The 21,534-nt window shown below is 35.8% G+C and carries 19 protein-coding genes; 5 read left to right on the top strand and 14 right to left on the bottom strand.

Translation table 11 applies throughout. The features are described from left to right. Nucleotides 1-163: 163 nt before the first annotated feature. From lpdA to truA, 4 genes are all read right to left on the bottom strand, one after another. Nucleotides 164-1,552: a dihydrolipoyl dehydrogenase gene (gene lpdA / locus ACAM30_RS00955; protein WP_369616800.1), complete on the bottom strand. Its 1,389-nt coding sequence runs from the start codon at nucleotides 1,550-1,552 to the stop codon at nucleotides 164-166. A 348-nt stretch (nucleotides 1,553-1,900) separates the two neighbouring features. Continuing rightward, entirely contained in the window at nucleotides 1,901-2,485 is a 585-nt protein-coding gene (locus ACAM30_RS00950) for an NUMOD4 domain-containing protein (RefSeq protein ID WP_369616799.1), read from the bottom strand. A 143-nt stretch (nucleotides 2,486-2,628) separates the two neighbouring features. Next, entirely contained in the window at nucleotides 2,629-4,383 is a 1,755-nt protein-coding gene (locus ACAM30_RS00945; RefSeq protein WP_369616798.1) for an ABC transporter ATP-binding protein, read from the bottom strand. A gap of 91 nt (nucleotides 4,384-4,474) precedes the next feature. Further along, a complete protein-coding gene (gene truA / locus ACAM30_RS00940; protein WP_369616797.1) occupies nucleotides 4,475-5,209 on the bottom strand; it encodes a tRNA pseudouridine(38-40) synthase TruA in 735 nt (244 codons plus the stop codon). A gap of 299 nt (nucleotides 5,210-5,508) precedes the next feature. Here truA and ACAM30_RS00935 point away from each other — a divergent pair, with 299 nt between their 5' ends. After that, nucleotides 5,509-6,003, top strand: a complete 495-nt coding sequence (locus tag ACAM30_RS00935) for a metallophosphoesterase (protein WP_369616796.1) — start codon at nucleotides 5,509-5,511, stop codon at nucleotides 6,001-6,003. Nucleotides 6,004-6,010: 7 nt separating this feature from the next. Here ACAM30_RS00935 and ACAM30_RS00930 read toward each other — a convergent pair whose 3' ends face one another. The 3 genes from ACAM30_RS00930 to ACAM30_RS00920 all read right to left on the bottom strand — a co-directional run bounded on the left by ACAM30_RS00930 (nucleotide 6,011) and on the right by ACAM30_RS00920 (nucleotide 8,193). Then, nucleotides 6,011-6,922: a sensor histidine kinase gene (locus tag ACAM30_RS00930; RefSeq protein ID WP_369616795.1), complete on the bottom strand. Its 912-nt coding sequence runs from the start codon at nucleotides 6,920-6,922 to the stop codon at nucleotides 6,011-6,013. 24 nt (nucleotides 6,923-6,946) lie between these two features. After that, entirely contained in the window at nucleotides 6,947-7,609 is a 663-nt protein-coding gene (locus ACAM30_RS00925; RefSeq protein WP_369616794.1) for a response regulator, read from the bottom strand. 167 nt (nucleotides 7,610-7,776) lie between these two features. Continuing rightward, entirely contained in the window at nucleotides 7,777-8,193 is a 417-nt protein-coding gene (locus ACAM30_RS00920; RefSeq protein WP_369616793.1) for a DUF4293 domain-containing protein, read from the bottom strand. Nucleotides 8,194-8,376: 183 nt separating this feature from the next. Here ACAM30_RS00920 and rho point away from each other — a divergent pair, with 183 nt between their 5' ends. The 3 genes from rho to ACAM30_RS00905 all read left to right on the top strand — a co-directional run bounded on the left by rho (nucleotide 8,377) and on the right by ACAM30_RS00905 (nucleotide 11,604). Next, on the top strand, nucleotides 8,377-10,281 hold the full coding sequence (gene rho / locus ACAM30_RS00915; RefSeq protein WP_369616792.1) for a transcription termination factor Rho: 1,905 nt from the start codon (nucleotides 8,377-8,379) through the stop codon (nucleotides 10,279-10,281). Nucleotides 10,282-10,473: 192 nt separating this feature from the next. Next, nucleotides 10,474-11,058: a TetR/AcrR family transcriptional regulator gene (locus ACAM30_RS00910; protein WP_369616791.1), complete on the top strand. Its 585-nt coding sequence runs from the start codon at nucleotides 10,474-10,476 to the stop codon at nucleotides 11,056-11,058. A 54-nt stretch (nucleotides 11,059-11,112) separates the two neighbouring features. Beyond that, nucleotides 11,113-11,604 (top strand): acyl-CoA thioesterase, encoded by a 492-nt coding sequence (locus ACAM30_RS00905; protein WP_369616790.1) that lies wholly within the window; start codon nucleotides 11,113-11,115, stop codon nucleotides 11,602-11,604. Nucleotides 11,605-11,814: 210 nt separating this feature from the next. Here ACAM30_RS00905 and ACAM30_RS00900 read toward each other — a convergent pair whose 3' ends face one another. The 7 genes from ACAM30_RS00900 to ACAM30_RS00870 form a co-directional block, all read right to left on the bottom strand. Continuing rightward, entirely contained in the window at nucleotides 11,815-12,837 is a 1,023-nt protein-coding gene (locus ACAM30_RS00900; protein ID WP_369616789.1) for a M28 family peptidase, read from the bottom strand. A gap of 7 nt (nucleotides 12,838-12,844) precedes the next feature. Continuing rightward, nucleotides 12,845-13,822 carry a DUF3667 domain-containing protein gene (locus ACAM30_RS00895; RefSeq protein ID WP_369616788.1) on the bottom strand — a complete coding sequence of 326 codons (978 nt, stop codon included), beginning with the start codon at nucleotides 13,820-13,822 and terminating at the stop codon, nucleotides 12,845-12,847. Nucleotides 13,823-14,042: 220 nt separating this feature from the next. Then, the gene (locus ACAM30_RS00890; protein ID WP_369616787.1) at nucleotides 14,043-14,816 is read right to left on the bottom strand and encodes a dienelactone hydrolase family protein; all 774 of its coding nucleotides are present in this window, start codon (nucleotides 14,814-14,816) and stop codon (nucleotides 14,043-14,045) included. A gap of 102 nt (nucleotides 14,817-14,918) precedes the next feature. Further along, entirely contained in the window at nucleotides 14,919-17,105 is a 2,187-nt protein-coding gene (locus ACAM30_RS00885; RefSeq protein WP_369616786.1) for a penicillin acylase family protein, read from the bottom strand. Nucleotides 17,106-17,107: 2 nt separating this feature from the next. After that, complete coding sequence (locus ACAM30_RS00880; RefSeq protein WP_369616785.1) at nucleotides 17,108-17,971, bottom strand: cyanophycinase; 864 nt, start codon at nucleotides 17,969-17,971, stop codon at nucleotides 17,108-17,110. 15 nt (nucleotides 17,972-17,986) lie between these two features. Then, nucleotides 17,987-19,480, bottom strand: coding sequence for a M20/M25/M40 family metallo-hydrolase (locus ACAM30_RS00875; protein WP_369616784.1), 1,494 nt, complete (start codon nucleotides 19,478-19,480; stop codon nucleotides 17,987-17,989). Between the two features lie 21 nt (nucleotides 19,481-19,501). Beyond that, nucleotides 19,502-19,954 (bottom strand): Lrp/AsnC family transcriptional regulator, encoded by a 453-nt coding sequence (locus ACAM30_RS00870; protein ID WP_369616783.1) that lies wholly within the window; start codon nucleotides 19,952-19,954, stop codon nucleotides 19,502-19,504. 296 nt (nucleotides 19,955-20,250) lie between these two features. Here ACAM30_RS00870 and rocD point away from each other — a divergent pair, with 296 nt between their 5' ends. Beyond that, nucleotides 20,251-21,504, top strand: coding sequence for an ornithine--oxo-acid transaminase (rocD, locus tag ACAM30_RS00865; protein ID WP_369616782.1), 1,254 nt, complete (start codon nucleotides 20,251-20,253; stop codon nucleotides 21,502-21,504). Nucleotides 21,505-21,534: the final 30 nt, after the last annotated feature.

Here is a 21,534-nt window from a genome sequence, read left to right as displayed (position 1 = left end):
GTTTTATAAAACAATAAGTTTTTATTAAAAGTATAAAATCGGTTATTAAGATGAAGGAATTCATTTTCATAAAAAATCCGATTTACTTTTAGCAAATCGGATTTTATAAATTGAAAATTATATATAACTCTGTATAGACATTACATCTTTACATTGTATATTTTTACAAGTGAATTACTTCGCCATAAGCATCAGCAACAGCTTCCATAACAGCCTCACTCATGGTTGGGTGAGGGTGGATAGATTTAAGAATTTCATGACCTGTAGTTTCAAGTTTACGGGCTACAACTGCTTCTGCAATCATATCGGTAACACCTGCACCAATCATGTGGCATCCTAACCATTCTCCGTATTTCGCATCAAAGATTACTTTTACGAATCCGTCAGCAGCACCGGCAGCTTTTGCTTTTCCTGAAGCTGAGAATGGGAATTTACCAATTTTTAACTCGTAACCTTTTTCTTTTGCTTGTTTCTCCGTTAAACCTACAGATGCGATTTCAGGAGTTGCATAAGTACAACCCGGAACGTTTCCGTAATCGATTGGGTCTACGTGTAAACCTGCAATTTTTTCTACACAGTTAATTCCTTCAGCAGAAGCTACGTGAGCCAAAGCTTGCCCTGGAGTAACATCTCCAATAGCGTAGTATCCGGGAATGTTAGTGGCGTTGTAAGCGTTTACTAAGATTTTATCTCTGTCAACAGCGATTCCAACTTCTTCTAAACCGATGTTTTCAATGTTAGTTTTGATTCCAACTGCCGAAAGTACGATGTCAGCTTCAAGAACTTCTTCTCCTTTTGCTGTTTTAACGAAAGCTTTTACTCCGGCACCTGTTGTATCAATACGTTCAACAGATGAGTTGGTCATTACTTTAATTCCTGATTTTTTCAAAGATCTTTCAAATTGTTTTGAGATATCTTCGTCTTCTACAGGAACTACATTTGGCATAAATTCTACGATAGTAACGTCAGTTCCCATTGAGTTGTAGAAGTGAGCGAACTCCACTCCAATTGCTCCTGAACCTACAATAATCATAGATTTTGGCTGAGTTGGTAAAGTCATTGCCTGACGGTAACCAATTACTTTTACGCCATCTTGTGGTAAGTTTGGTAACTCACGAGAACGAGCACCAGTTGCGATGATAATATGGTCAGCGCTATATTCAGTAACTTTATTGTCTTTGTCTGTAACGTCAAGTTTTTTACCTGGTTTTAGTTTTCCAAAACCTTCAATAACGTCAATTTTGTTTTTTTTCATTAAGAATTGAACTCCTTTGCTCATTCCTTCAGCAACACCACGGCTACGTTGAACCACTGCAGGGAAATCTTTGTCGAACTCAGAAACTTTCAATCCATAGTCAGAAGCATGTTTTAGATAATCAAAAACCTGAGCTGATTTTAAAAGTGCTTTTGTTGGGATACATCCCCAGTTTAAACATACACCACCTAAGTTTTCCTTTTCAACTACAGCTACTTTAAAGCCTAATTGTGAAGCTCTGATTGCTGTTACATATCCACCAGGACCGCTTCCTAAAACAATAACGTCGTATTTCATTTGTTTGGTTTTTAGTATTTATTGCCGATAATGAAGTTTAATTCCGAAACTCATTTATCGATTTCTTCTTTTGTTATTTGTGCTTGCGAATTTAAGGATTTATTTTAAAAAAATAGTAAGATGTAAAAAGTAAAAGTAAAAAGGTAAAATGTGGGATGTGAAATGTAAGATGTGAAATGTAAGATGTGAAATGTAAGATGTAAGATGTAAGATGTGAGATGTAAGATGTGAGATGTGAGATGTAAGATGTGAGATGTGAGATGTAAGATGTGAGATGTGAGATGCAAAAAGTAAAAAGGTGAAATGTAATACCTACGTTTCACCTTTCACCTTTTACAATAAAAAAAATTAAACCTTTACATGTCCCCAGTTTTCACCGCTGGCGATGCGTCTGATTTGCATTTCGCTGACACCAAATTGTTTGGCAATCATTTTTAGACGTGTTTTTTGCTCAGGACGCGCGAGAATCTTCTTGATTAACATGACTTTGGTAGTCGTTAATTTTCGCCCGTCGGCTTTTAAATTGTGTTCGATCAGATTCTTTTTTGCCTGAATAACGCGTGGACTTTTACGGCTGTGCGCCATCATTTCGACTTTTGTTGCCCAGCATAAATTTTTTACATCGTCATTGCTGCGGTTGTAATCCAGATGGAGTACATAAGTCTGTTCTTCTGATTCTTTTGGGATAAAATAATGAGCAACTAATTTGTACAGAAAAAGATATTTGTTGACAATTTTGTCACCATCTTTAACCTTAAATCTAAAAGTAGGATAACCATCGCTTAAACCGCCTTTTAGAATACGTCCGTTTTGAATTTCATCAGTAAAACTAATTAGTCGGCCTTTGTTTGAAATAGCATATTTAAGTTGTAATGAGGCGTTTATTTCTATTTCTTTGAATTCTTCGTTAGGATAAAATCTGTTTTGTGGCATTTTCTTTTGCATTTGAATTTTGTCTCTCAAAGATAAATAAATCAAAAAAAAAGAATGCTATCCTAAACTCTGTGAATCAGCAGATTTATGATTCTTATAACGCTAATTTAACTTTTTTAAGAACTTTTTTAGCATTTAGAAATCTAGTTCGCCACGGCAAATTGAGAGTCGTAAAGGTTTTTATAATAGCCGTCGGTTTTAAGGAGTAATTCCTGATGGGTTCCTTGTTCTACGATCAGACCTTTATCCATTACCACGATCTTATCAGCATTTACAATTGTGGCCAATCGGTGTGCGATGATAATCGAAGTTCTTCCTTTGGTAATCGTTTCGGTAGCACGCTGAATGAGTTCTTCTGAATAGGTATCTATTGAAGATGTGGCTTCATCTAAAATTAAGATACTCGGATTGCTGACATACGATCTTAAAAAAGCAATTAACTGACGCTGTCCTGACGAAAGCATAACGCCTCGTTCTTTTACATCAAAATCATAATTATCCGGCAGACTCATAATGAAATCGTGCACGCCAATTCTTTTAGCAGCCTCTAAAACCTGATCACGACTGATTTCGGGATTGTGTAAAGTGATATTGTTGTAAATCGTATCGGCAAACAAAAAGACATCCTGTAAAACCACGGCAATTTGTTTACGTAATGAAGCCAAAGTATAATTTTCGATATTATGGCCGTCAATGCAAATTGTACCGCTGTTAATTTCGTAGAAACGATTCAGTAAATTGATTATAGTCGATTTTCCAGCTCCGGTCGAACCTACAATAGCTACAGTTTGTCCTGAAGCGACTGACAAATCGATTCCTTTTATGACTTCTTCTTCCGGAATATAACTAAAACGTACGTCTTTAAATTCAATACTTCCTTCAAAAATAGGAGCTTCAATTGTTCCGGTATCCTGAATATGATCCTGAGTATCGATGATATCAAAAACACGATTGGCGGCAATCATCCCCAATTGCATTTCGTTGAATTTATCCGCAATCTGACGTAACGGATTAAACAGCATTCCGATAAACATGGTATAGGAGAACAAATCTCCAAAAGTTGTAAAATGATCTCCGTTGAGGATTTTAAATCCACCATAAACGACAACTACTCCTAAGGTTATAGAGGAAATAATATCGGCAATCGGGAAAAATATTGAGTTGTATAAAATGGTTTTGATCCAGGCAACTCTGTGTTTGTTATTGATTTCTTTAAAATTATCCGCTTCAATTTGTTCGCGATTGAAAAGCTGTACGATTTTCATTCCCGTAACACGTTCCTGTACAAAAGAGTTCATGTTGGCAATCTGCGTACGGACTTCTTCGAAAGCGACTTGCATTTTACGTTGGAATATTCGGGTTATGTACACTAAAATTGGCATAGCAACGACTACAATCCACGTTAATTTCCAGTTCATGTAAAACATAAAAATAAGGACTACAAGCATTTTCATCAAATCACTAATGATCATAAAAAGTCCCTGACTAAAAATTCTGGCAATCGATTCAATGTCTGAAACGGATCTTGTGACCAATTGTCCTACAGGAACCAGGTCAAAGTACTTCATTCTGAAGCTTAGGATGTGTTTGAAAAGTTTGGTACGGATGTCTTTTACGATATCCTGTCCAAGCCAGTTGGCCCAATAAACGAAATAGAACTGAGAGAAAACTTCCATTAAAAGTACCGCTCCCATTAACATGATATAAAGAAGTAAACCTTCCTTGTCATGTGTCTTGATATAGCCGTCGACCGTTTGTTTTAATAAGTACGGACGAAGGGCTGCAAATATGGAGAGCGAAACAGCAAAAATAATAACGCCATAGTAGCGCCATTTATAGGGTTTGGTATATTTTAAAATTCGTTTGAATAATCCGGTATCAAATGCTTTTGCTTTCATTTATTTTTTTTAATGCTTTAGGCTATAAGCTTTAGGCAATAGGCTTCCACTTAATGGGTAAAGCCTATAGCTTACGGCTTAAAGCGTACAGCTATAAGTAATCGTAATCAATTTCGGTTAAATACAATCCGTGTGCCGGTACTGAAAACCCAGCTTTTTCTCTGCTTTTGCTGGCGATGATCGCTTCAAAATCAGTTAGAGAAATTTTATGCAAGCCAATATTTACTAGCGTCCCAACAATTGAGCGAACCATATTTCTGAGAAAACGATTGGCCGAGATGGTAAAAATCAGTTTATTGTTTTCTTGTTTCCAATATGCCTCAAAAACCGTGCAATCAAAAGTATTGACATCGGTATTTACTTTCGAAAAGCATTGGAAGTCGGTGTGGTTGAGCAAAATTTTTGCCGCCTCATTCATTAAATCAACATCTAATTTTTGATTGAAATACCAGCTTAATTCTTGTAAAAAAGGATTTTTAACGGTGTTGATATGGTATTCGTAGGTTCTTCTGGTAGCATCAAATCGGCAATGAGCGTCATCGTGAACAGGAAGAATATTAAAAATAGCAATGTCTTTTGGTAAATAGGAGTTGAGTTTGTGTATTAAATTTGGAATATCTAACGACGTTTCAATATCAAAGTGGCCATACATCTCTTCCGCATGAACTCCGGTATCCGTTCTTCCTGCGCCCATCACGTTTATGGGAGAGTTCAATAAAATGGAAAGTGCTTTGTTTAAAGTCTCCTGAACAGAAGAGGCATTGGGCTGAAATTGCCAGCCATGATAATTAGTTCCGTTATAAGCAAATTGAATAAAATATCTCAAGGTAAAGGTGCAAAGGTTTTTAAAGGTATAAAAGCTCTAAGCTACAAAGGTACAAAGGTTTTTTTTAAAAAGATGTTAAGGTTCTGAGATACTAAGAGGCTAAGATGCTGAGGAACTAAGTTTTTTGTTTGGTAGGTTCAAAGGATCAAAGGTCCAAAGGTTCAAAGTGGCAAAGGAGCAGAGTTTTTTTATTAGATAAGAATAATTTAAAGAATCTTAGCATCTCAGAACCTTAGCGCCTTAGCCCCTTAAAAAAAACCTTTGTACCTTTGCATCTCTGCGCCCCAAAAAAAAAGATAATGAAAAGAATCCTCCTGCTTTCAGACACACACAGTCACATTGATGATACCATTTTAAAATATGTAGCTCAGGCCGATGAAGTCTGGCATGCCGGAGACATTGGTGATCTTAATGTTACGGATACAATCAAAAAGTTAAAGCCTCTGCGATGTGTATACGGTAATATTGACGATGCGCAGGCGAGATTGGAATTTCCTTTACACAATCGGTTTTTATGTGAAGATGTTTCCGTGTGGATTACACATATTGGAGGATATCCGGGGAAGTATAATCCTAATATAAGAGAAGAGATGGCGACCGATCCGCCTAAATTATTTATCTGTGGACATTCACATATACTGAAAGTGATGTTCGATAAAAAAAATAATCTGCTGCACATGAATCCCGGAGCGGCCGGAAAAAGTGGATTTCATCAGGTTCGAACAATGTTACGATTTGTAATTGAAGGTGATAAAATAAAGGATCTGGAAATAGTTGAAATTGGTAAAAAGTAAAACCAGATTAAAAGGGTAATGGAATCTTGATTTTGACAGTGGTTCCTTCGTTTGTCTTTGAAGTAATTGACATAGTTCCTTTGTATTTTTTGATTCTCGCCCTGATTCGGTTAATACCAAAACCTTCAAAATAGTTTAGTCTTTCGGTTTCAAAGCCCTTTCCATTGTCCTGAATTACAATGATAAACTGATTGTTTTTTTCGGATAGGAAAATGGTAGCTTTTTGGGCATCACTGTGTTTGATAATGTTGTTGAAAAGTTCCGAAACAATAAAGTAAAGTTTCATTTCAAATTTTTCGATGTATCTTTTTTCAGTTGAAATGGTACTCGAAAATTTAAAATTGATGTGGGAATTCGAGTTTCTTTCACATAAATCTTCCAAAGCATAAATTAATCCAAAACGTACCAAAAGAGTAGGGACTAAGTCGTGTGACATATCTCGTAAAAGATCGTGTGCTTCTTGTAGAATAGACTTTGCTTTCTGAATTTCGTCTGATTTTATATCGTTTTGTGTGGTGAAAGTTTTTAAATGCAGTCCGACAGAAGATAATAAGGAATTAATGTTGTCGTGTAAAAACGATGCGATTTTTTTACGTTCAGCTTCCTGACTGTCAATGCCGGCATTAATTACATTGAGTAATATTTTTTGTTTGGCATCTTTCCGTTTAATCTTTTGCCTTAGTTTGTGGTTTTGGTAGAAAAAATAAAACAAAAAGAATAAGAGAATTATCATTACAATTGATAAGCTGATTATTTGTTTGTTTCTTATTTTTTCAGGAAGACAAGTATTGTTTTTTTTTGTATTTCTAACGACGGTTGTAGTGTTCGTTTCAGGAACTGTTTTTTCTTGAGCAACAATGGGATAGCTGTTGAAAGTGGTTAAAAGAATGAAAAATATAAAGTATCTGAAAAAGGACATAGAATGTGTGTTTTCTTAGAATGATCAGGAATTTATCAAATTGTTTTTCAGGGCATATTTTACCAGACCAATAGAACCTTTTATCTGTAGTTTTTTCATGATGTTTTTTCGATGTGTTTCGACCGTGTTTGTACTGATAAAGAGCTGTTCGCCAATTTCTTTTCCACTGTATTCTAATGCAATTAAAGTGATAATTTCGATTTCACGGGCGCTTAGAATTGGGTTGTCTACTTTGATATTTTTATTGAGTTTTGGATTGTTATGAGAGAAAATATTAAAGATTTTTTCTCTAACAGCATCGCAATAATATTCCTGTTCCTGATAAACGGCTTCTACGGCTTCGATAATGTTTTCTCCGGCGCATTTTTTTGTGAGGTAACCTTTTACGCCCAGTTTCATAACTTCTTTAATAATTTTCAGATCGTCGTAACTGGAGAGAATAATGATTTTGCATGGAACATTTTTTTGCTGAAGTTCTTTAACTACTTCGATTCCATCTTTTTTAGGCATGCTAATGTCCAGAATCAGGATATCCGGATTGTTTAGAGTAATATTTTCATAAACTGTATTGCCATCGTATGATTTACCTACTACTTCAAAATTTTCGACCGTCTGTAGTAAGTTGCTAAGGCCATCAATAAGTACCTGATGATCATCTGCCAGGTGTATTCTTATTTTATCTTTCATAATTATTTGAGGGAACTGAAATGCAAATAAATGAAAAAATATCTTACAAAGGTTCTTTTTAAGTTTGTTTTGACTGTTATGCAGGAAATTACAAGAAATTTAGAGCACAAAAAAACCCGAATTTAAAATTCGGGTTCTCTTCGCACAAAAAATTTAAGTTTATAGGTTTACCTCAAACGGTCTACAGATTTTACAAGATCTTCATCCTTTTTGATGGCCTTATTAGCTAAAACTAATAATACGATAGCAACAATAGGTAGAAACATCCCAATACCTTTCTCTGATACAATGGTAGTAGTATCTCCAGATAAATTTAGAGAACGATATACAAATAATCCCAATAAAATTAAATTTAATATTATGTTCAGTCTGCCCATTACAAACTGATTTTGTCTTTTTTTGTATGAAATAATACTAATGATAGTTAGCATTGTACTTAGACCTAATAATATGGTGTAAAGCTTATCCTGCATAAAGTAAAAAGGCTTACCATTGTTTAAGGTCCAAAGCGGAGTGAAAAACAGTAATACCCCTGTAATTAAAAAGGTAAGAATTAAATATACAGTCTGAATTCGTTGTATCATGGTCTAAAATTGTTTTACAAAAATATATTTTCTTTTTTTAAAATACTATTGTATGATTAAATTTTATTCGTATTATTGCATCATAATACCGTAAGCACTTCATACTGCGGTCAATCGAAAAAAAATATCTACCTATTCTTTTTACAATATTTCCGTTAAAATAATTAAATTCATAGAACATTCATGTTTGATATTTCTGCATTAAAAGAAATGAAGCTTTCTGAGCTTCAAGAAATAGCTAAGTTAGCTAAAACTATAAAGTTTAATGGCGTTAAAAAAGAGACTTTAATCAGTCAGATTTTAGCACATCAGGAAGCGACTGTAGCGCCGCCGGCTAGTCCTGTGGCAGAAGCGGAAATAGTAGATGAAAAACCGAAAAGAGCAAGAATTGTTCCGGCAAAAAAAACAGCAGCAAACAAGAATACACCGGTTCTGGAATTTGATAAAGCAGAGGAAGCTCCTGATAAAGCAGAAGCTCCGATTGCAATAACTAAAACTCCGGCTATTAAAGCAAATCCTAAATCAAATCCGAAGATAAAAGGAAATGCAGCAGCAAAAGAAACAGGAGAAGTAAAGAGCGTTGAAACAACACCGGAAGTTCAGGAAAATATTGAGAATACTGAAAGTACTGAGAATACTGAGAATGCAGCAGTAGAAAAAAAAGGACCAAAAATTGTAAAGTTCAACAAATCAGCTTACGAGAAAAAGGTCGCTTTGAAAAAAGAAAAGGAAGCTACGAAAGAAGCAGTTCCTGAAAACGAAGTTACAGCAGAAGTTGCTACTGCTGAAAAAACAGAAGCACCGGTTCAGACCAAGAAGATTAATCCGAACCAGAATAAAAATCAAAATCAGAATCCCAACCAAAACCCTAATCAGAATCCAAATTCTAATCAAAACGGGAACGGAAACAACGGGAATCAAAATCCAAATCATAAAAATAAAAAGAATAATTTCAGAGATTCAGACTTTGAGTTTGACGGAATTATAGAAAGTGAAGGTGTTCTTGAAATGATGCCGGATGGTTACGGATTTTTACGTTCATCAGATTATAATTATTTAGCCTCTCCCGATGATATTTATTTGTCAACGTCACAAATCAGATTGTTCGGTCTTAAAACCGGAGATACTGTAAAAGGAGTGGTTCGTCCTCCAAAAGAAGGCGAAAAGTTTTTCCCTCTTGTTCGTGTACTTAAAATTAATGGTCACGATCCGCAAGTGGTTCGCGACAGAGTTTCTTTCGAACATCTTACCCCGGTTTTTCCTTCTGAAAAATTTAAATTAGCCGAAAAAGGCAGTTCAGTTTCAACCCGTATTATCGATTTGTTTTCTCCAATAGGAAAAGGACAGCGTGGTATGATTGTCGCTCAGCCTAAAACGGGAAAAACAATGTTACTAAAAGACATTGCAAACGCAATTGCGGCCAACCATCCCGAAGTTTACCTTATTGTTCTTTTGATTGATGAACGTCCTGAGGAGGTTACAGATATGCAGCGTAGTGTAAGAGGAGAAGTTATCGCTTCTACTTTTGACAGAGAACCACAAGAACACGTGAAGATTGCGAATATTGTTCTTGAAAAAGCAAAACGTTTGGTAGAATGCGGACACGATGTGGTAATTTTACTTGATTCGATTACGCGTTTAGCAAGAGCGTACAATACCGTTCAGCCTGCTTCAGGTAAAGTTTTAAGTGGAGGTGTTGATGCTAATGCATTGCAAAAACCAAAACGTTTCTTTGGAGCTGCCAGAAATGTAGAAAACGGAGGTTCATTAAGTATCATTGCAACGGCATTGACGGAAACTGGTTCTAAAATGGATGAGGTTATCTTTGAAGAATTTAAAGGTACCGGTAACATGGAACTTCAATTGGATCGTAAAATTGCCAACAAACGTATCTTCCCGGCTATCGATCTTACTTCATCAAGTACTCGTCGTGATGATTTATTACTGGATGAGAAAACATTACAAAGAATGTGGATCATGCGTAAGTATCTGTCTGATATGAATCCGGTAGAATCTATGGATTTTGTAAACGACCGTTTCAAGAAAACCAGAAACAATGAAGAGTTTTTGATTTCTATGAATGACTAAAGAAAGGGGCTAAGGTTCTGAGGAGCTGAGACTCTGAGTTTTTTCTTCTGAGATTTCTATTATATAAAAAAGGGATGAGTTCTTTGAATTCATCCCTTTCTTTTTATGTTTAGAAGAAAAAAGTTTCTTTATGAAATACCGATCGGTATTTGTGTTATATTTGTTTGGAGAATGATTATTGAAAACTGGAGAATGATGAATACTTCTGAATTTATATTGGATAAAGTGGCACCTGTTTTTAACAGGCAAGGATACGTTGGTACCAGTCTTACAGATATTACCAGAGCTACGGGACTTACTAAAGGGGCTATTTACTGCAATTTTGCCAATAAAGAAGAGTTAGCTTTAAAGTCTTTTCAATTGAATGTGGATGTAGCCATAACGCCTTTATTCAAAATCGTCGCGTCTACTACAGGAAGTTTGGAGAAACTTTATGCGATAACAAAATATCAAAGAAGTTATTATGATAGAGTCAAAGACAGAGGAGGTTGTCCAATGCTGCGTGTGGGAGTAGATACTAAATTTATCAATCCATTGTTGTTTAAGAGTGCTCAGAGTTTATCTGAAAGATTTATCACCGGACTTTCCAATATTATTAGCGAAGGCATTGTTAGTGGGGAAATCCAGAAGAATGTTGATCCGCTGCACTATGCAAAATTGCTATTGTCTTTGATAGAAGGAAGTTCTCTTTTGGCCTTTACGCATAATGATGGGACCTATATCACAACTGCTATGGATTTTATAGACCATGCAATAATCGAGAAAATTAGGAAATAAAAATTTTTTAACCCCTCAAATACCGATCGGTATTTGATAAAACAAAAGCAGAAAATGGAAAAAGTATTAAAAACAAAAAAGAAAATCAGGTTTCAGGATTGTGATCCTTTTAATCATTTAAACAATGCAAAGTATTTGGAGTACTTTATTAATACAAGAGAAGATCAGATTGCGGAACATTACGATCTGGATATTTTTAAATATATGAAGGAAACTGGCCTGAGCTGGGTAGTAGCATCCAGTCAGATTAGTTATATACGTCCTGCTTCTACAATGGAAACGACCCTTATTGAATCGCGATTGATTGACTATCGTGATAATGCTTTGCTGGTTGAAATGAAAATGTGGAATGAAAATGAAACGGAGTTAAAAGCAATTTTATGGATCAGGTTTATTCATTATAATATTGCGGCAAAAAAATCAGCAAATCATTCTGATGATTTAATGCAATTATTTCAATCGGTTGTCACACCTGTTGATCAGATGACTTTTGAAAACAGATGCCTGGAAGTTGTTCAAAGTCTAAAATCAGGAACAGTTGTTTAAGTAGGGAACGATGTTTATTGATTTTAAGAGGTACAAAGGTTCAGAGTCGCAAAGGCTCAAAGGTTTTAGCTGGATTTCAAGCTTAAAGAATGATTAGAAAGTATATAAAAAAACGAGGAGTTTTGGCTCCTCGTTTTTTGTTTCTTATTTTTAAAAGCCTTTGTGCCTCTGAACCTTTGCTGCTCTGAGTCTGCACAATCGAAGTTAACCTTATTTAATCGGTTTGTCAACTACCGGACGATCAGCTCTGTTCGCTAATTCCCAGGCGATGGAGAAGGCTAATTTTGTTCTTTTAGTCAAAGCATCATACTCAATTTTCTGAGGTTCGTCACCTTTTCTGTGGTAGTCTTCGTGAACTCCGTTAAAGAAGAAAACGGATGGAATTCCGAATTTTGCAAAGTTATAATGATCGGAACGCTCGTAAAAATGATTTGGATCTTTCGGATCGTTGAATTTAAAATCTAAGTCAATTTTAGTGTATTTTTCATTTTGTGCCACAACAATATTGTGTAAATCAGTGGAGAGTCTGTCAGCTCCAATTACATATACATAATTGTTTGTTTTTTCGTGTTCTACATCGCGACGGCCAATCATATCGATATTAATGTCGGCAATGGTATTGGCGATTGGAAATAAAGGATTTTCAGAATAATAACGAGAACCATGCAGGCCATGTTCTTCACCCGTAACGTGCAGGAACAGGATAGAGCGTTTTGGACCGTGTCCGTCTTTTTTGGCTTTTGCAAATGCTTTTGCCATTTCCATTACAGCTACAGTTCCCGAACCATCATCATCAGCACCATTATAAACGTCTCCATTTTTTACTCCTACGTGATCGTAATGTGCAGAAATAACCAAAACTTCATCCGGTTTTTCAGATCCTTCAATATAGGCCCAGATGTTTTCTGAATCCGGTAAGTTTTCATTTCGTCTGGCATTTAAAAATGAAGCAGGAATATGCTGGTAATAATCGGTTGCACCTTTAGGGAACGAAATTCCATGTTTTTTGTATTGCCCGATCATGTAAAGACCTGCTTTCTTTTGTCCTTTCGATCCGGTTTCTCGACCCTCCATTTCGTCAGAGGCCACAACATAAAGCATTGTTTTTAGGTCTTTTTCAGAAATAAAATCGATGTATTTAGACGGCTCTGAATTGTCTTTTAAGGTAACTGATTGTGTGTTTTTACACGAAAATGCAGTACCAATTAATAACAGGATTATGATTTTTTTCATATGATGTTTAGTGTAAATTGATAAAGGTATAGAAAATGTAGAAAACTAATAAAAATAAGATGACAGTAAAGTTTATAAACATCAATACGATGCTTTTAAAGAAGGAAATCCATCTGGTTTCGCCATAAAAGCGGTGGTGTGCCGGAAAAAAATAGTAAAACATCCAAAGGCCTCCCAAAAAATCAGTTATACTTGAAATAAAAGATAGTGGGCTGTCTTCTCCAAATAACCCAACCAATCTCCGGATAATAAATAAGATGGAGGTTACGAGAAGCAAAAATGAAAAATAATGTAAGGTGAATATTCCATGATCAAAATAATACCATCTTTTTTTACCGTGAAAGAGCCATAAAATGAAGGCAAATAGAGGCATTATAATGAAAAGTACTTTTGGAATGTTGTGTACAAAAGACTCTGTAAACTTGCTAATGAGTTCTTTTTTGGTATTGTGTTCTTTTACATATTTTACTTTTTGAATCATCCAGTAACTAAACGAATCTAATTTTTTTTCCTCCGGAGCATATTTTTGAACGGAATCAACTTCTCTTGTAAATTTGTCAAAACCATCTCCGGGTTTTAAATCATTAAGATCTCCTGTAAAAATGTTTTTTGGGACTTCTTTTTTGCGGCTTACGTTGAGATCAAAATCAGTCGGAGTTTCTTTTGAATGGCCGGGAAATAAAGCAATCATTAAAAAAGTAACAAAACTGATAAAGATGTATAAGCGTACAGGTGCCAAATAGGATAAACGTTTTCCGGCTAAATATTCTGAGGTTAATGCAGAGGGTTTAAACAAAAGGTATCTGATAGTACGCCAAAAAGTATTTTCATAATGTGTCAGATCTTCAAAAAAGTGAACGAACAGATAATGAAATGTTTTTCGGGATTCGGTGTTTTCCTGCCCACAATTGGGACAGTATTTTTGTTCAACAACATGTCTGCAGTTTAAGCAGGTTTTGTCTTTTCTAATCGGACTGTGTGACATTGATTGTAAATGGTATTGGTTTGGTTTTTTTGGTTTGTTTTTTTCTGCAACGAATAACGCGAATTTCCGTAAATTTTAAAAATAATTATCCAGAGTAATCCAGTTGTTTTTTTGCTGTAGATTAAAATGATTAAAAAGATCTTTTTCCTTTTTTTGCTATGAATTTTAAAATTATATAGTTGAGATTCGTTTTATTCTTTGGAAATCGCAGTTTTAAAGCTTATTTTTTTAATACTTCATTCAGGAAAAGCTGCAAATGTTCAAAAGCTCTTTTTGCTGCAACTGCGTTATAGGCTGCTCCTTTTGAGTTGTCATTTCCAGCTTCAGGATTGGTGAAAGAATGTACAGCATTGGCATAATAAATCATTTGCCAATCGGCTTTTGAATCTCTCATTTCCTGTTGAAAAGCTGTGATTTCTTCTTTTGATTCGTATGGATCGTCAGCTCCGTGGCAGACTAATACTTTAGTTGTGATGGGTTCAATTTTACGGGCGGCATCTCTGGCTAAACTTCCGTGAAAAGAAACCACTCCTTTTAGATTCAAATGTCCACGCGCAGCTTCAAGAACACCGGTTCCTCCAAAGCAGTACCCAATGGCTACAATATTGTCGGCGTTGGCTCCTGATTTGATCAATTCCTGTAATGCGGCATTGATGCGTTTTTGATATATTTCAAAGTTATTTTTGTAGTAACTGGATTGCTTTGCCGCTTCGGCGGTGTTTGCAGGTTTGTTTCCTTCGCCATAGATATCAGCAATGAAAACATTATAACCTAATTTGGATAAGTTTTCTGCAATATCTTTAGAAGCTTTGTCGATACCAAGCCAGGCCGGAATCAATAAAATACCGGGATTTTGAGCGCTTTTTTTAGCAGATTTTGCAAATAAGCCACTTAGAGCCTGAGAACCGTCAGTGTATTTTACAGCTTTTAGCTGCGCATTTATACCGTTGGAAAACAATAGGGTAGCAAATAAGAGAAAGGCCGAATTTTTCATAAGAGTACATTTTTTAACAAATATCAGAAATATTACGTTACAAAAAAACCTCGGAATGTATTTCTTCCGAGGTTTTTAAACGTTGTTTTCTTACAAGGAAAATCATTCACCGGGATGATAGGTTTTCTCAGCATTTTTGATCACATCTTCTTTGTAAAACAAGACTTCTTTAAAGCTTCCATTTCGATACATTTCGTTTTGATCGTTAAAATGTTTGGAGCCAGGATCTCCGCTATTGCCTCCGGCTAACAATGATTTTGCTTTTATTTTTGGACCAAATTCTACGGCACATACAAAACTGTTGCCATTGTAACCGTATCGTTTTTTGGAGTCTTTCTGATAACTGCTTTTGAAGGAAGGCAAACTTCCCCAGGAGCCAGGTCCAAAAGCGATTGGTAAGCTTGGCTGTGCGTCGTCATATTTTAAATCGATGTCACCGTTTGAACGCTGAAATCGGTTTATTTCTCCCCAGGCTACTTTCCAGGTTCCCCATTTTGAATTCAGTTCTTTTAAAACCGCCTGTAATTGCGGAAGCATTTGATTGGCTGTAGCATTGGAGGCAAATTTTTTAGTATTCTCGACCTGATCCGGTTCTCCTTCATCGATGTATGCTTTCAGTATAATCGGGTCTAATTTATAGGCCCATTCGACCGCTAAAGTTGTGGCTATTGAATTTTCTTTGGCATAATAATCCCAGTTTTTGAGTATTGAAATGGCTTCATTCAATTCGGGATATTCTGTTTTGTTTTTTTCGTAAACCGTAATCAGACTTGGAATTAAAATTTCAAAAATCGACAATTTAGTATCATATCCGTCAGCAATTACTTTGTCTAAAGTATACTGACTGCCTTTGCTGAAAATTCGAACGGCGTTTATTCCTCTGAAATTTTCTCCGTCAGGTGCCATATAAGGCAAGTAGTTTTCTCTTTTCGGACTGTTTTCTCCCGCAACAGTATAAGGTGTGGAGTTACAGTTTTGCAGCCATCCATTTGTTGGATTATACAAATGAACGGTTTCGTTTACTTCATGAAGACCTTTCCATTGCGTAGCCGAGACCGATCCGTCAATGACTTTCGACCAATTAAGGCCTTTGTCTCTGATGGGGATAAAATTTCCGTGCCAGTAGGCGATATTTCCTTTACTGTCTGCGTAAACAGTATTGTTCGAAGTATTGGCTTTTAAGTCCATCGCTTTTTTGTAATCTTCAAAACTGGTAGATTTGGTTCTGACCCAACTCTGAATTAAACTGGTCATCGAGCGATTGTTTGACTTTAGACTGATCCATTTTCCATCACGTTTGGCCATGATCGGACCGTTATTGGTAAAATAGGTTTTGAATTTTTTAGGGATTAATTTTCCGTTCTCTTTGTAACTTATTATAATTTCTTTTTCGATAACGGGGATTAGTTTTTGATCAAACTCATAAAATAATTTACCTTTTTTATCGACAATTTTTTCAGCATACATATCGGCAACATCAACGTTGGAGGAGGTGTGCATCCATCCGCAATGCTCATTGAAACCCTGATAGACGAAAAATTGCCCCCAGGTTACTGCTCCGTAAACATTTAAACCTTCTTCGCTGGTGACTTGTACTTCAGGTCTGAAATAAAAGGTGGTATGTGGATTGATGTACAAAATAGCGTTGCCGGCGGCTGTTTTTGATGGGGCAAATGCAAAACCATTAGAACCTGTCTGTACATTTTTTTCTCTTTCAACATAGGCTACTTTATCGCCGTTACCGGAATAAAAAGCTTTTAATTCTCCTGTTGTCAAATCGGCGGTACTGATGGCTCCGATACTTCCGTCGGTCCAAAGCAAAGGAAACCAGGGTTCGAAATGAGTTAAGAGCGCCGGTTTTACTTCGGGATGTTTGTAGAGATAAAAGTTAACAGCATCGGCATAACTGTTTAATAATTTTTTGAGCCATAAGGGCGCTTTTTTATAATCGGCTTTGGTTTCTTCGGTGTCTATTAATAATTTGATTTCTAAATCATTGTATAAGACTCCTTGCCCTTTTATTTCTGAAAGACGTCCCAGTTTTTCAATATAGTTCATTTCAATGCGTTTGAAATCATCTTCACATTGGGCGTACAGTAATCCAAAAACAGCATCGGCATCGGTTTTTCCATAAACATGCGGAATACCCCAGTTGTCTCTGATAATAGTAACCTGTTGGGCTAAATTTTCGAGACGAACGGCTTCTTTTGAATTGATTTTTTGTGCAGAAAGTGGAAGACTTGCGCAACAAAGTACAAGGGCTAATTTTATAGTTTTGGTAGTAAACATGTTTATTTGATGTTAAATTTTTGTCCGGCAGTATAAATGCTCATTTGCAGATTTTCGATTGAAATGAGATTGTTCTTTTTTGATCTCAGAATTCCTTTGGGATTTTTAACGACAATTACTTCACTTTCACCCGCAACTTCAATCTGATTGTTTCGGACGATGATGGCCGTGCTTTCGTCAATTCCGATTCCGGTTAAAGAAGGGAACTCGACTAATGCAGAAAGCAATCGGTTGTAACGATTTCTCTTTAAAAAGTGCTGATCGATGATTGCTGTTTTGAGTAATCCTAGACCTTCAGCAGTTTCGAGATTGTCGTAACGGATGTTGTCGAAAGTTCCGGAGTATTCTTTTTGCAGTTTCTGGTTTCCTGTAATCATTTTTTCAGACATTACTGCTGCTCCTGCGCTTGTTCCGGAAATGGTACTTCCGTTTTGATAGGCTTTTTGAATTGCCGTTTTAATGAGAGTATTTTGAACTATATTCATAAAACGCGTTTGATCTCCGCCGCTTATAAAAATCAGTTTTGCTTTTTGAAGTGAATCGGTTAACTTTTTGTTCTGAGCGGTTTCTTTATTGAAATTAAGCATCACAATTGGATTCGGAGTTAATTTTATCATTTGTGTTTTGAAAAAAATAAAGGAACTGTCCGGTTCTTCGCTGGACATGGGTAGAACGACAATGAAATCTTTTTTGGTTAATTCAGAAACACTTAAAACTTGTTTCATCAAAGCATCAGACCGATCGCCGCCGCCAATAATGAACAGTTTGCCTTTAGGGTTTTGTGCCTGAAGCAGACTAACCGTAAAAAGTAATATAACGATCAGGATTTTTTGATTCGAAAGATAGGAGGGAAATCGGTTTTTCATGGTTTTTTAATGGAGTTAATGCAGCTGGTTTATAAAATTTAAAAGAGAAGTATTGACGATGAAGAGAACATCTTTTATCTTATCTAAATCTACTTTTGAAGCGGTATCTCTGGTGGAGTGGTAATCGTCATGAAAGCCACTGAAGAAGGTCATGATGGGAATCCCTTTAGCAGTAAAAGAGGCATAATCACTTCCGGTATGTCCGTTGGTTTCCCAGAGATCAAGTGTAAAAGGTTTCGAAAGTTTTGTATTGCTGAGATTCGCAATTTCTTTTAGATAATCGTTTTCTTTTTGTGTTCCGATGCTTAGCATTCGATGTGTTTTGTCCTCGGGAGAATTTCTCGAAATCATGTCCATATTAATGGCGAGCAGTATTTTTTGCTTTTCGGAATCCAACTGCTGAACAAAATAGTCACTTCCCAAAAGTCCCATTTCTTCGGCAGTCCACGAAGCGAATAAAATAGTGAAAGGAGGTTTTATTTTGGTTTCGGACCATTTTTTTGCCAATGCCAGCATTCCGGAAACCCCTGATGCATTGTCGTCGGCCCCATTGTAAATAGAATCGTTTAGAATGCCTAAATGATCGTAATGAGCGGCAACAATAATAGTTTTAGTGGTGTCTTTCCCTGGAATCATTCCTAAAACATTGCGAACCGGAAAAGTTTGGGACTGCAATTCTATCGAGAAATTGATTTTTGTATTTTTTAGCAGAGCAGAAGCAAAGAATGGTTTTTGTGCCGCTTTTTTCTCTATACGTTCTAATGAAATGTTACTTCCGCTTAGCAGTTTTTCGGCAGCAGATTTACTTAGTTCAAAAACTGGAATGGAAGTGACAGCTGAATTTTCGATGGAATGAAAAGCAGTTTCTTTTTTAAATTTAACCCATCTTTTGCAATCAATAACAATCAATGCGCTGGCTCCTTTACTGATGGCAGTTTGAAGTTTGATTTCTTCCAGATTATTCTCTTCGGGATAGTACTTTTTGAATTTTTGATACGATACGGAAGTGCTGTCCGAATGTCCCGGATAGCCTTTTAGAACGATAACAATTTTATCTTTTGGATTCAGATTTTTGTAGTCATCATAGTTTTCTTTCGGTAGATTTAATCCATAACCTGCAAAAACGACTTCGGCTTCTTTTTGTAACGATTGTGCGATAGGGGTAACCTGAAAATCAGTATTTGGAGAAAGGAGAAAAGTTTCTTTACTGCCTTTTTTTATTTCAAGAGTAGTTTTCTTGACAGTGTGCTCCCCAATTTTGAAATGCTGATAATAACCTGATTTAGTGTCGTACGGAACTAATTGGTACAGTTCCATCATCGAAGCAATATATTCGGAGGCCATAAAAGCTCCTTTTTGTGTACTTCCGCGCCCCTCCATCCAATCGGAAGCCAGAAAAGAAAGGGTTGGGGAGAAATCACTTTTAGACGGACTGGGAACAACGATTTGCGAAAACAGGGCCGACTTACAGCAAAACAAAGTAAGTAAAAGCAATTTTCGTAACATCATTGTTTAAAATTTAAAAAGTAATTACAAAGAGATATTTCGTTTGAATGCACAGCCTAATTCAATAATAGAATCGGTTTTGGCGATGCCCGGAATACCATCGATTTTTTCATAAAGGATTCGGCGCATGTGTTCGTGATTTTTGGCTATGATTTTGATGTAAAGCGTAAAGGATCCCGTTACGTAATAACATTCTGTAATTTCCGGAATTTTTTTTAATTCTTCAATAATCCGGTCTGAATCAGAATCTTTATTCAGGGTTATTCCCGTAAAAGATGCCCAGTCATAACCTATGTTTTTTTCCTGGATGACAGGTTTGATTCCACCAATTACACCTTGTTCGATCATTCTGTTTATACGCTGATGCACCATGGTGTTTGATATTTTCAAATTAGCAGCAATTGCAGAAAAAGCCATTCTTCCGTCTTTTTCTAATTCTTTAATGATGCTAATATCAAATTCGTCTAATATATCCATTCTTCTAAATTGTGTTTAATCTTAATGCTAATGCCGTTGCAGCTGTTATTTGTTAAATTTTGAAAATGTCTTTAAATGAGCGGCAATACTTTCGCATTTATAAAAGTAATTCTTTTTTTTAATTAACAAGGAGGAATAAGGAATTATAGAGTAAGTAATATTTGTTTTTTTATTGTTAAAAAATATAGTTTTTGACTTTAAAATTGTTTTAAAAAGTCAAAAATGTGAATTTAAGGCTTGTTGATGAGAAATTTTTAATACTTTTGTGTTTTGAACAATTTTAAATAAATAAAATTATGATTCATACTGAAAATGCCCTGTCGTCAAAATCAGAAGTTTTGATTGAAAAAGAAAATAAATACGGAGCGCATAATTATCATCCACTTCCTGTTGTTTTAGAAAGAGGAGAAGGTGTTTATGTGTGGGATGTAGACGGAAAAAAATACTTTGATTTTTTATCTGCTTATTCAGCCGTAAATCAAGGACACTGCCATCCAAAGATTGTGAAGGCTATGGTGGATCAGGCTCAAAAACTTACACTGACTTCGCGTGCTTTTTACAATGATAAATTAGGTAATTATGAGGAATTTGTAACGAAGTATTTTGGTTTCGATAAAGTATTACCTATGAATACGGGTGCCGAAGCAGTTGAAACGGCTCTTAAAGTATGTAGAAAATGGGCTTATGAAGTAAAAGGAATTCCGGAAAATCAGGCACAGGTAATCGTGTGCGAAAACAACTTTCACGGAAGAACGACTACTATCATTTCGTTCTCAAATGATGAAGTAGCACGCAAAAATTTCGGACCTTTTACAGATGGATTTATAAAGATTGAATACGATAATCTGGCTGCTCTTGAAAAAGCATTGGAGTCGTCAAAAAATATTGCAGGATTTTTAGTAGAACCTATTCAGGGAGAAGCAGGAGTTTATGTTCCTTCTGAAGGATATTTAGCTAAAGCCAAAGAATTGTGCGAGAAACATAATGTTTTGTTCATTGCAGATGAGGTTCAGACAGGAATTGCGCGTACCGGAAAATTATTGGCGGTGCAGCATGAAAATGTACAGCCTGATATTTTAATTTTAGGAAAAGCGATTTCAGGCGGGGTGTATCCGGTATCGGCAGTTTTGTGTAATGATGAAATTATGAATGTAATCAAACCGGGACAACACGGATCTACTTTTGGAGGAAATCCTGTTGCTGCTGCGGTTGCAGTTGCAGCTCTTGAAGTAATCAAAGAAGAAAAACTTGCTGAAAATGCAGAACGTCTTGGAATTATTCTAAGAAAAGGGTTAAATGAAATTGCAGAACGTAATGACTTAATTACACTAGTTCGTGGTAAAGGGTTATTAAATGCAATTGTAATTAATTGTGGTGAAGATTCAGATTTGGCTTGGGAAATTTGTTTGAAATTCAGAGATAACGGATTATTGGCTAAGCCAACTCACGGAAATAAAATTAGACTGGCACCGCCTTTGGTGATGACAGAATCTCAAATTCAGGAATGTCTTGAGATTATCGAGAAATCATTGAATGCTTTCAAAAATTAATTTTTTTTGATTTTAGTATAAAAAAAACAT

The organism is Flavobacterium sp. CFS9, from assembly GCF_041154745.1.
Taxonomy (GTDB): domain Bacteria; phylum Bacteroidota; class Bacteroidia; order Flavobacteriales; family Flavobacteriaceae; genus Flavobacterium.
The sequence above is the reverse complement of the archived record's forward strand: the minus strand, read 5'-3'. Positions and strand labels throughout refer to the sequence as shown.

What these genes read in the sequence shown, in the direction of transcription:
- lpdA (WP_369616800.1), bottom strand. Translation starts at nt 1,552, where the DNA reads ATGAAATACGACGTTATTGTTTTAGGAAGCGGTCCTGGTGGATATGTA.
- ACAM30_RS00950 (WP_369616799.1), bottom strand. Translation starts at nt 2,485, where the DNA reads ATGCCACAAAACAGATTTTATCCTAACGAAGAATTCAAAGAAATAGAA.
- ACAM30_RS00945 (WP_369616798.1), bottom strand. Translation starts at nt 4,383, where the DNA reads ATGAAAGCAAAAGCATTTGATACCGGATTATTCAAACGAATTTTAAAA.
- ACAM30_RS00935 (WP_369616796.1), top strand. Translation starts at nt 5,509, where the DNA reads ATGAAAAGAATCCTCCTGCTTTCAGACACACACAGTCACATTGATGAT.
- ACAM30_RS00930 (WP_369616795.1), bottom strand. Translation starts at nt 6,922, where the DNA reads ATGTCCTTTTTCAGATACTTTATATTTTTCATTCTTTTAACCACTTTC.
- ACAM30_RS00925 (WP_369616794.1), bottom strand. Translation starts at nt 7,609, where the DNA reads ATGAAAGATAAAATAAGAATACACCTGGCAGATGATCATCAGGTACTT.
- ACAM30_RS00920 (WP_369616793.1), bottom strand. Translation starts at nt 8,193, where the DNA reads ATGATACAACGAATTCAGACTGTATATTTAATTCTTACCTTTTTAATT.
- rho (WP_369616792.1), top strand. Translation starts at nt 8,377, where the DNA reads ATGTTTGATATTTCTGCATTAAAAGAAATGAAGCTTTCTGAGCTTCAA.
- ACAM30_RS00910 (WP_369616791.1), top strand. Translation starts at nt 10,474, where the DNA reads ATGATGAATACTTCTGAATTTATATTGGATAAAGTGGCACCTGTTTTT.
- ACAM30_RS00905 (WP_369616790.1), top strand. Translation starts at nt 11,113, where the DNA reads ATGGAAAAAGTATTAAAAACAAAAAAGAAAATCAGGTTTCAGGATTGT.
- ACAM30_RS00900 (WP_369616789.1), bottom strand. Translation starts at nt 12,837, where the DNA reads ATGAAAAAAATCATAATCCTGTTATTAATTGGTACTGCATTTTCGTGT.
- ACAM30_RS00895 (WP_369616788.1), bottom strand. Translation starts at nt 13,822, where the DNA reads ATGTCACACAGTCCGATTAGAAAAGACAAAACCTGCTTAAACTGCAGA.
- ACAM30_RS00890 (WP_369616787.1), bottom strand. Translation starts at nt 14,816, where the DNA reads ATGAAAAATTCGGCCTTTCTCTTATTTGCTACCCTATTGTTTTCCAAC.
- ACAM30_RS00885 (WP_369616786.1), bottom strand. Translation starts at nt 17,105, where the DNA reads ATGTTTACTACCAAAACTATAAAATTAGCCCTTGTACTTTGTTGCGCA.
- ACAM30_RS00880 (WP_369616785.1), bottom strand. Translation starts at nt 17,971, where the DNA reads ATGAAAAACCGATTTCCCTCCTATCTTTCGAATCAAAAAATCCTGATC.
- ACAM30_RS00875 (WP_369616784.1), bottom strand. Translation starts at nt 19,480, where the DNA reads ATGATGTTACGAAAATTGCTTTTACTTACTTTGTTTTGCTGTAAGTCG.
- ACAM30_RS00870 (WP_369616783.1), bottom strand. Translation starts at nt 19,954, where the DNA reads ATGGATATATTAGACGAATTTGATATTAGCATCATTAAAGAATTAGAA.
- rocD (WP_369616782.1), top strand. Translation starts at nt 20,251, where the DNA reads ATGATTCATACTGAAAATGCCCTGTCGTCAAAATCAGAAGTTTTGATT.